This is a genomic window from Corynebacterium sp. (genome assembly GCF_030535495.1).
Lineage (GTDB): Bacteria > Actinomycetota > Actinomycetes > Mycobacteriales > Mycobacteriaceae > Corynebacterium.
In genome coordinates, this window is record NZ_JAUNRW010000091.1 from 1 (window position 1) to 8,582 (window position 8,582).

Genomic DNA, 8,582 nt, shown 5'->3' on the forward strand with positions numbered 1-8,582 from the left:
AACCCCTGACCCCCACACTGCCAGTGTGGTGCGCTACCAGCTGCGCCATAGCCCCTTGGAACTTGCTTCAATGTACACGCCCACGCGCTTCAGAAACAAATCCCCTGGTTGTGCGGCTGCCGCCTTTTAGCCGAGGACGACGTCCATCCACTGGTTGATGTCGGCGACGTCGACATCCTGGCCGTCCTGGAGGACACGCGGCGAGGAGACGGAACCGGTCTCGGCGTTGAGCTTGTCGGCGTTGGCGGTCGCGAGTGCGTTGGCGGACTCGACGTTCTCACCGCTACGGATCTTCTCGACGGACGCGTCGGAGGCACCCAGCTGCTGGGCGGCGTTGGCGAAGTCGTCGTTGGACCACTTGTTGAAGACCTCCTCCTGGTCCTCCATGAGGTAGGAGCGCAGGTTCCAGTAGGCGTCGGTCTCGCCGGCCTCGGCCAGCGCCGTCACGGCTGCGGCGGCGCGGGTGGAGTGACCGTCGATGCTGCCGCGGTCGAGGAAGTTGAGGGTACGGACGTTGACCACCAGGTCACCGTTTTCGATGGCGGCCTGCATCTGCTCATCGGTGTTCACGGCGAGCTGGCCACAGTAACCGCAGGAGAAGTCCTCGTAGAGGTCGACCACCTCGGCGTCGGCGGCGGCGTTCGCGGAGCGCAGGGTGATGGCGTTGTCGGAGAACTCGGACTCGAAGGTCACGTCGATGGACTCGCGGTCGGCGAGGTGCTCGGTCTTCTTGCCCTGGCCGGACATGACGATGAACCCGATGACCACGGCCGCGATGGCGATGACCGCGACGATGGCCCAGATGAAGCCGCTGCCGCCCTTGGAGTTCGGGTTGCTGACCTTGGTGGACTTGCTCACGTTTCTTTTCCTTATTATTCGGGATGTATCAGGGGTAGATGGCGAAGCGCTTGAAGGGTCGGTAGACCGTCCACAGGGTCAGCGCCAGGAACACCAGGTCACGCAGGATGGTGACGAAGTAGTCCATCGCCTGTTCATCGACGTTGGGCTCGATGTTGAAGCAGCCGCAGTCGATGGCCAGTCCGCGGGCCCAGGCCTGCGCCACGCCCACGATGAACAGGATCATGACGAAGGCCGCCACCTTGCTGGACCGGCGCAGGAAGAGGCCGAGCAGGAGCAGTACTCCGCCGGCGATCTCCAGCGGGCCGATGAGCCGCGCCAGCAGATCCGCCCAGTAGGGGGTGAAGATCTCGTACGCGGCGATGGCCTGCGTCATGTTCATGTGGTCGTTGAGCTTCGGGATGCCCGCCGAGATCCACACATACGCCATGTAGAAGCGCGCGAAGGCGCTGATGGCGTCGAGAATGCGCTGGCCGTTGCGGCCGGCCCAGAATCCGCCGCCGTGCGTATCGACGTCGGATCCGTCACCCGGGTACTCCCGGGTGCCTGTGGTGGCCGTCACGGCCTGTTCAGTGGTGGACACATCCACAGACCTTAGTGCACACGCGTACCACGGGCCCAGAGCAAACCCTCCATACAGATCAAAATCACAGTTGCTATTGAGCGAGCACCTGGGAAACCACAGCCTGGGCCTCCTCCTGCACCCGGCGCAGGTGCTCCTCACCCTGGAAGGACTCGGCGTAGATCTTGTACTTGTCCTCGGTGCCGGAGGGGCGGGCCGCGAACCAGGCGTTCTCGGTGGTGACCTTGAGTCCGCCGATGGCGGCACCGTTGCCCGGCGCATTGGTGAGCTTCGCGGTGATCGGTTCGCCGGCCAGCTCGGTCGCCGTGACCTGCTCGGGGGACAGGGCCTTGAGGACGGCCTTCTGCTTGCGGTTGGCCTCGGCGTCGGTGCGCGCGTAGGCGGGGGCGCCGAACTCGGCGGCCAGTTCCGCGTAGCGCTGGGAGGGGGTCTTGCCGGTGACGGCGGTGATTTCCGCGGCGAGCAGGTCGAGGATGAGACCGTCCTTGTCGGTGGACCACACCTGGCCGTTGCGGCGCAGGAAGGAGGCACCGGCGGACTCCTCGCCGCCGAAGCCCACGGAGCCGTCGATCAGCCCCGGCACGAACCACTTGAAGCCGACCGGCACCTCGACGAGCTTCCGCCCCAGCTGCGCGACGACGCGGTCGATCATCGACGAGGACACCAGGGTCTTGCCCACGGCGGTGTCCTGGGCCCAGTCCGGGCGGTGGGCGAAGAGGTACTCGATGGCCACGGCCAGGTAGTGGTTCGGGTTCATGAGGCCGTGGTCGGGGGTGACGATGCCGTGGCGGTCGGCGTCGGCGTCGTTGCCGGTCGCGATGTCGTACTTGTCGCGGTTGGCGATGAGCGAGGCCATCGCATCCGGGGAGGAGCAGTCCATGCGGATCTTGCCGTCGGTGTCCAGGGTCATGAAACGCCAGGTGGCGTCGACCTCGGGGTTGACCACGGTGAGGTTGAGCCCGTGGGTGTCGGCGATGGCACCCCAATAGTCGACGGAGGCACCACCCATCGGGTCGGCGCCGATGGACAGGCCCGAATCGCGGATGGCCGCGATGTCGACCACGCTCGGCAGGTCCCGGACGTAGGTGTCCAGGAAGTTGTACTTCTCGGCCCGCTCGTCGAGGACGCCGCTGACCGGGGTCTTCTTCACGCCCTCCAGGTCGGCGCGCAGGTACTCGTTGGCGCGCTGCGCGATCCAGTCCGTGGCGTCGGTGTCGGCCGGCCCGCCGGACGGCGGGTTGTACTTGAAGCCGCCGTCGCGCGGCGGGTTGTGGGAGGGGGTGATGACGATGCCGTCGGCCCGCTTCGGGTCGGTGCCCGTCACGCCCCCGGCCAGGTCCGCGTTGTGGGCGAGGATGGCGTGGGAGACGGCCGGGGTCGGGGTGTAGCGGCCGCGGTCGTCGACCAGCACGGGGACGTCGTTGGCGATGAGCACCTCGAGGGCGGAGACCATCGCCGGCTCGGACAGGGCGTGCGGGTCGCGGCCGACGAAGACGGGCCCGCCGATGGAGTTCTCGCGGCGGTAGTCGACGATCGCCTGGGTGGTGGCCCAGATGTGCTGCTCGTTGAAGGCGTTGTCCAGGGAGGATCCGCGGTGCCCGGAGGTGCCGAAGGCCACCTGCTGGTCCGGGTTGTCCACGTCGACCTCGCGGGTGTAGTACGCGGTGACCAGCTCCGCGATGTCGATGAGGTCCTCGGGGCGGGCCAGCTGGCCTGCGCGCTCGTGTGCCATGTCTCTCCTTGAAATCCGGGGTACACCAGTTGGTGACAGCAGTCCCCTCCCATTGTCGTCGCCCGCCCCCCGGACCGCACGGGTGCGCTCACCTGCCGCTGACCGACCACCCCCGGCAGGGGGCAGTGCACCTCCGCCCTTTGAACGACATTGCGGCCCGACCGTCGACAAGCCGTCGCCTCCTCGCCTGCCCGGGAGTACCTTTGGCCCATGGAAACGCTGCAGAACGTCTTCGACACCGCCGGTGGTGTCGTGTGGGGACCGTTCGTCCTCATCCCCCTCCTCCTCGGCACCGGCCTCTACCTGACCATCCGCCTCGGCGGCATCCAGTTCCGCACCCTGGGACGCGCGATGCGCCACGGCCTCATCGACAACTCCGACACCGACGGCAAGGGCGACATCTCCAACTACCAGGCGCTGACGACCGCGCTGGCCGCCACCGTCGGCGTGGGCAACATCGTCGGCGTGGCCACCGCCATCTCCGTCGGCGGCCCGGGCGCCCTGTTCTGGATCTGGGTCACCGGCCTGGTCGGCATGGCCTCGAAGTACACCGAGGCCTTCCTCGGCGTGCGTTTCCGCACCACGGACGCCAAGGGGGAGATCTCCGGTGGCCCGCAGTACTACCTCAAGCGCGGCATCTCCGGTCCCCTGGGCAAGGTGCTGGCGTTCTCCTTCGCCGCATTCGCCGTCATCGCCTCCTTCGGCATCGGCAACCTCACCCAGGCCAACGCCGTGGCCTCCAACATGGAGGGCACCTTCGGCATCGACCCGATGATCACCGGTGTCATCATCTTCATCTTCGTCGGCGCCGTCCTGCTCGGCGGCATCCAGGCCATCGGCCGCATCACCGCCGCCTTCGTCCCGATGATGATCATCCTCTACGTCACCGCCGGCATCCTCGTCCTCATCCTCTCGGCCGACCAGATCCCGGCCGCCCTGGCGCTCATCTTCACCGACGCCTTCACCGGCACCGCGGCCACAGGTGGTTTCGTCGGCGCCGGCATCATGCTGGCCATCCAGTTCGGTGTCGCCCGCGGCATCTTCTCCAACGAGTCCGGCATGGGCTCGGCCGCCATCGCCGCGGCCGCCGCGAAGACCTCCCACCCGGTCCGCCAGGGTCTGGTGTCCATGACCCAGACCTTCATCGACACCCTCATCGTCGTCACCATCACCGGCCTGGTCATCGTCACCGCCGACGTGTGGGACACCGGCCGCGAGACCGCCGGCGTCATGACGGCCAACGCCTTCTCCACGGCCCTGCCCGGCGACTGGGGCGGCACGATCGTGTCGCTGTCGATCATCTTCTTCGCGTTCTCCACCATCATCGGCTGGTCCTACTACGGTGAGCGTTCCCTGGAGTCGCTGGTCGGCCGCGTGGGCACCATCCCCTACCGCATGCTGTTCACCTTCACCGTCCTCATCGGCGCCACGGTGGAGCTCGACCTCGTGTGGTCCTTCTCCGACCTGGCCAACGGCCTCATGGCCCTGCCGAACCTGGTCGGCCTGCTCATCCTCTCCGGCCTGGTGGCGCGCGAGACGAAGGCCTACCTCACGTTCGACCCGAAGCTGCGCGCGACCCCGGAGGAGGTCGCCGCGTTCCTGCGCGCGCAGGGCAGCGACTGGAAGTAGCCCGCTTATCGACGACAAACCGCCCGCCCCTTCCATCGGAAGGAGCGGGCGGTTTGTTGTCCCCGGGATGGTCCCGGTGTCAGTCCGAGATGGCGTCCAGCGGCGGGGTCTTGGCGGCCCGGCCGGCGGGCCAGATCGCGGCGACGACACCGACGACACCGGAGCCGGCGAGCATCCACCCCAGCTGCCCCCACGGCACGGAGATGGTGTCCAGCCCCTGATCCTTGAGCACCTCGAGGAAGGCCCAGCCGAGGCCGAGACCGATGAGGATGCCCATGACGGCGCCGAACACGGCGACCTGGATGGCCTCCAGCGTGATCATGGTGCGGATCTGGCGGCGCTGGGAACCGACGGCGCGCAGCATGCCGATCTCCTGGCGGCGCTCGATGACACCGAGGGTGAGGGTGTTGACGATTCCCAGCACCGCGATGATGACGGCCAGGGCCAGCAGCGCGTAGAGGATGTTGAGCATGATGTCGATGGCCTGGCCGGCCTGGCCCGCCATCTCCTCCTTGCTCATCACCTGCACGACGATGAGCCCGGAGACGGCCTCCTCGAGGTTGGCGCGGAGCTCATCCTCGCTCACCGAGCCGTCGGCGTTGACACCGACCATGGCCACGGTCATGGCCCCCGGGGGCAGCATGCCCTCGACCGACTGGTCGGAGATGACCATGTTCTGGACCATGCTGTCCGGCTGGTAGAGGCCGACGACCTCGATCTCGCGGGGAGCAGCACCCAGTCCGGGCGCGGTGAGCTCGAGGGTGTCGCCGAGCGACCAGCCGTTGCTCTGCGCGAAGTCCGTGGTCACCAGCGCGCCCGGAGTGGTCGACAGGTCGGAGGTACCCTCGGTGACCTCGAGCTGTGCCATGTCGGTGACATCGCCGTCGATGACCATGGTCATCGGCTGGGGTCCGAAGGGCTGGGAGGCGACGCCGTCGACCAGCACCGGCGCGGTCGACATGGTGAGCACGCGCTCGACGCCCTCGACATCGCGGACGGCGTCCGGGGTGTCGGCGGGTGTCGGGAAGTTGGCGTTCGTCGGCCCGGAGAGGACGAAGTCGGCGGAGACGTTGTTCTCCACGACATCCGAGATGGAGGCCTTCATGGTGTCGCCGAGCATGCCGATGACGGTGACCAGGGCGACACCCAGGGTCAGCGCGAAGGCCGTGGCGGCGGTGCGGCGCGGGTTGCGGCGCGAGTTCGTCGACGCCAGCTTGCCCACGGCACCGAAGGGCAGACCGACGATGCGGCCCAGCGTCGGCACGATCGGCAGCGACAGGGCGGGACCGGCGAAGAAGAAGCCGACGATGACACCGACGGCACCGACGCCGACGAGGATCGCGCGGGTGGAGGTGGAGGAGTCCTCCAGCATCGCCCCGGCGACGGCCGCCGCCACACCGATGCCCATGAGGGCCACGCCGATGATGGTACGGACCTTCAGCGGCTGGTCGGTCGAGGCCTCGCTGGAGCGCATCGCCTCGACCGGCTTGACCTCGCCTGCCCGGCGGGCCGGGATCCAGGCGGAGATGATGGTGACCAGGGTGCCCAGGAGGATGGGGACGAGGACTGCGGACGTCGATAAGCCCAGTCCTGATTCGGGCATGGCCAGGCCCCGCATCGCCATGATCGCCTTGATGGCGGCGACGAGCCCGATGCCGGCGAGCACGCCGAGGGCGGAGCCGATGAGGCCGACGATGAAGGCCTCGAACACCACGGAACGGGTGATCTGCTGGCGGGCGGCGCCGAGCGCGCGCAGGAGGGCGAACTCCTTGGTGCGCTGCGCGACGATCATGGAGAACGTGTTCGCGATGAGGAAGGTGCCCACGAGCAGGGCCACCAGTCCGAAGGCGATGAGGAAGTAGTTGACGAAGGCCAGTGCCTGCGACATCGCCTCGGTGATCTCCTCGGCGAGCGCGTCGCCGGTGCGCACCTCGATGCCCTCGTAGGTGTCGGCGAGGTGGGCCACCAGGTCCGTGTCACTCGTGCCCTCCGCCGCGGAGAGGATGAGCTGGTTGGTCACTCCATCCAGGGTGTAGCGCTCGAGGAAGTCGTCCTGCGGCATGTACGCGGTGAGCGTGGAGCTCGAGTCCAGCTCCTGCTCGTAGATGCCGGTGACGGTGACCTCGTGGCGCGCCTGCGGGTCGACGACCAGCAGCTCATCGCCGACAGCGATACCGAAGTTCTCCGCGCCGTCCTGGTTGAGCACGATCTCGTTGGCCGCCGCCGGGGCCTCGCCCTCGATGAGCGAGTGTGAGGCCCCGACCACCTGGTCGGACTCGTACCAGATCGACAGCGAGGACGTTCCGCTGCCGACCTGGAAGGGCTCCTCCTGGTCGTTGGCCATGACGACGCTTTGCGACGCCGTCATGTTGACGTCGTTGACCTTCTCGTCGCCCGCGATCTCCTCCCTCAGCTGCGCCGAGATACCGGGCATGTCCTCGCCCGGGGTGACCACGGCGTCGACGCCGTCATAAGCGCTGCTCACGGCGGACTTGAAGGTCGAATCCAGGGAGTTGGTGAACATGAAGGCGCCGGAGATGAAGGCCGTGCCGAGCACGACCGCCAGCACCGTCAGCGCCAGGCGCAGCTTGTGCGCGGCGATGTTGCGCAGGCTGACCTTGCGCATGGTGGAATTCTTGGCCACGGTCTCCCCTAGCGCTCGACGCCGGCCATGGCGGCGAGGATGTCGTCCATGGACGGGTCGATGAGCTCGTTGACCAGCTGCCCGTCCGCGAGGAAGACCACGCGGTCGGCATAGGAGGCGGCCTTGGCGTCGTGGGTGACGATGACCACGGTCTGATTGTCCTGGTCCACCGCCGTACGCAGAATGCTGAGCACCTCGGCTGCGGAGTTGGAGTCGAGGTTGCCGGTGGGCTCATCGCCGAAGATGATCTCCGGGCGCGAGACGAGTGCGCGGGCACAGGCCACGCGCTGCTGCTGGCCGCCGGAGAGCTCCGCGGGCCGGTGGGTGAGGCGTTCGGCCAGGCCCAGGCGGGTGGTGATCTCCTCGAACCACTGCTTATCGACGTCGCGCCCCGCAATATCCGAGGGCAGGGTGATGTTCTCGGCGGCCGTCAGCGTGGGCACCAGGTTGAAGGACTGGAAGATAAAGCCCAGGCGGTCACGCCGCAGGTCCGTCATCTCCTTGTCGCGCAGCCGCGACAGGTCCGTGTCGCCGATGAAAGCCGAACCCGAGGATGCGGAGTCCAGGCCCGCCATGCAGTGCATGAGGGTGGACTTTCCGGAACCCGAGGGCCCCATGATCGCGGTGAACTGGTTCTTGGCGAAGGAGACGTTGATGTGGTCCAGGGCCGTCACTGCGGTCTCCCCCTCGCCGTACTGCTTGTGCAGCTCAACTGCGCGCGCGGCGTAGTCCACCGTCGGCGAAGGGTTCTCGGTCACGGGGGACCCGTTGTCTGTCATGATGGGATGTCACTTCCTGCACTCAGCTGTATTCACATGGCCACGATAGTCCCCCCGACACCGACGAATCATCGGGGTCTTCCCTGACAATCGTCCATGTCAAACCGGTCAGTGTCGAAGGGAAATCAGGCAACCCCCACGACGGTACCCGTTCATGCACGTCAGTGGGAATCCGAGGCAACCTCCCGGTTCCAGTGCGCCATTGCGCACGGTTGCCGGCACCCGGCAGGTCACATGTCGGGGAAAACGCAAAAACCTCTGTGCCGTGCCGAGTGTTCGGCGCAGCACAGAGGTCTTTGACATGAAATTTTAGGTCGGCGGTAACTTACTCTCCCACACCCTCCCGAGTGCAGTACC

Annotated in this window: 6 protein-coding genes; 1 reads left to right on the top strand and 5 read right to left on the bottom strand. The window is 67.2% G+C overall.

What is annotated here, in order from left to right; all coding sequences use genetic code 11:
• Positions 1-126: 126 nt before the first annotated feature.
• From Q4F73_RS09920 to pgm, 3 genes are all read right to left on the bottom strand, one after another.
• Complete coding sequence (locus tag Q4F73_RS09920; protein WP_303359189.1) at positions 127-858, bottom strand: thioredoxin domain-containing protein; 732 nt, start codon at positions 856-858, stop codon at positions 127-129.
• A gap of 28 nt (positions 859-886) precedes the next feature.
• Positions 887-1,324, bottom strand: a complete 438-nt coding sequence (locus Q4F73_RS09925; RefSeq protein WP_303359194.1) for a MauE/DoxX family redox-associated membrane protein — start codon at positions 1,322-1,324, stop codon at positions 887-889.
• Between the two features lie 190 nt (positions 1,325-1,514).
• Positions 1,515-3,173, bottom strand: coding sequence for a phosphoglucomutase (alpha-D-glucose-1,6-bisphosphate-dependent) (gene pgm / locus Q4F73_RS09930; RefSeq protein WP_303359190.1), 1,659 nt, complete (start codon positions 3,171-3,173; stop codon positions 1,515-1,517).
• Positions 3,174-3,383: 210 nt separating this feature from the next.
• Here pgm and Q4F73_RS09935 point away from each other — a divergent pair, with 210 nt between their 5' ends.
• Positions 3,384-4,802 (top strand): sodium:alanine symporter family protein, encoded by a 1,419-nt coding sequence (locus Q4F73_RS09935; protein ID WP_303359191.1) that lies wholly within the window; start codon positions 3,384-3,386, stop codon positions 4,800-4,802.
• Between the two features lie 79 nt (positions 4,803-4,881).
• Here the strand turns inward: Q4F73_RS09935 and Q4F73_RS09940 are convergent, their stop codons facing one another.
• Together Q4F73_RS09940 and Q4F73_RS09945 are read right to left on the bottom strand one after the other, a co-directional pair.
• Positions 4,882-7,446 carry an ABC transporter permease gene (locus Q4F73_RS09940; RefSeq protein ID WP_303359192.1) on the bottom strand — a complete coding sequence of 855 codons (2,565 nt, stop codon included), beginning with the start codon at positions 7,444-7,446 and terminating at the stop codon, positions 4,882-4,884.
• A gap of 8 nt (positions 7,447-7,454) precedes the next feature.
• Positions 7,455-8,225, bottom strand: a complete 771-nt coding sequence (locus tag Q4F73_RS09945) for an ABC transporter ATP-binding protein (RefSeq protein WP_303359193.1) — start codon at positions 8,223-8,225, stop codon at positions 7,455-7,457.
• Between the last annotated feature and the right edge of the window lie 357 nt (positions 8,226-8,582).

What these genes read in the sequence shown, in the direction of transcription:
- pgm (WP_303359190.1), bottom strand. Translation starts at nt 3,173, where the DNA reads ATGGCACACGAGCGCGCAGGCCAGCTGGCCCGCCCCGAGGACCTCATC.
- Q4F73_RS09935 (WP_303359191.1), top strand. Translation starts at nt 3,384, where the DNA reads ATGGAAACGCTGCAGAACGTCTTCGACACCGCCGGTGGTGTCGTGTGG.
- Q4F73_RS09945 (WP_303359193.1), bottom strand. Translation starts at nt 8,225, where the DNA reads ATGACAGACAACGGGTCCCCCGTGACCGAGAACCCTTCGCCGACGGTG.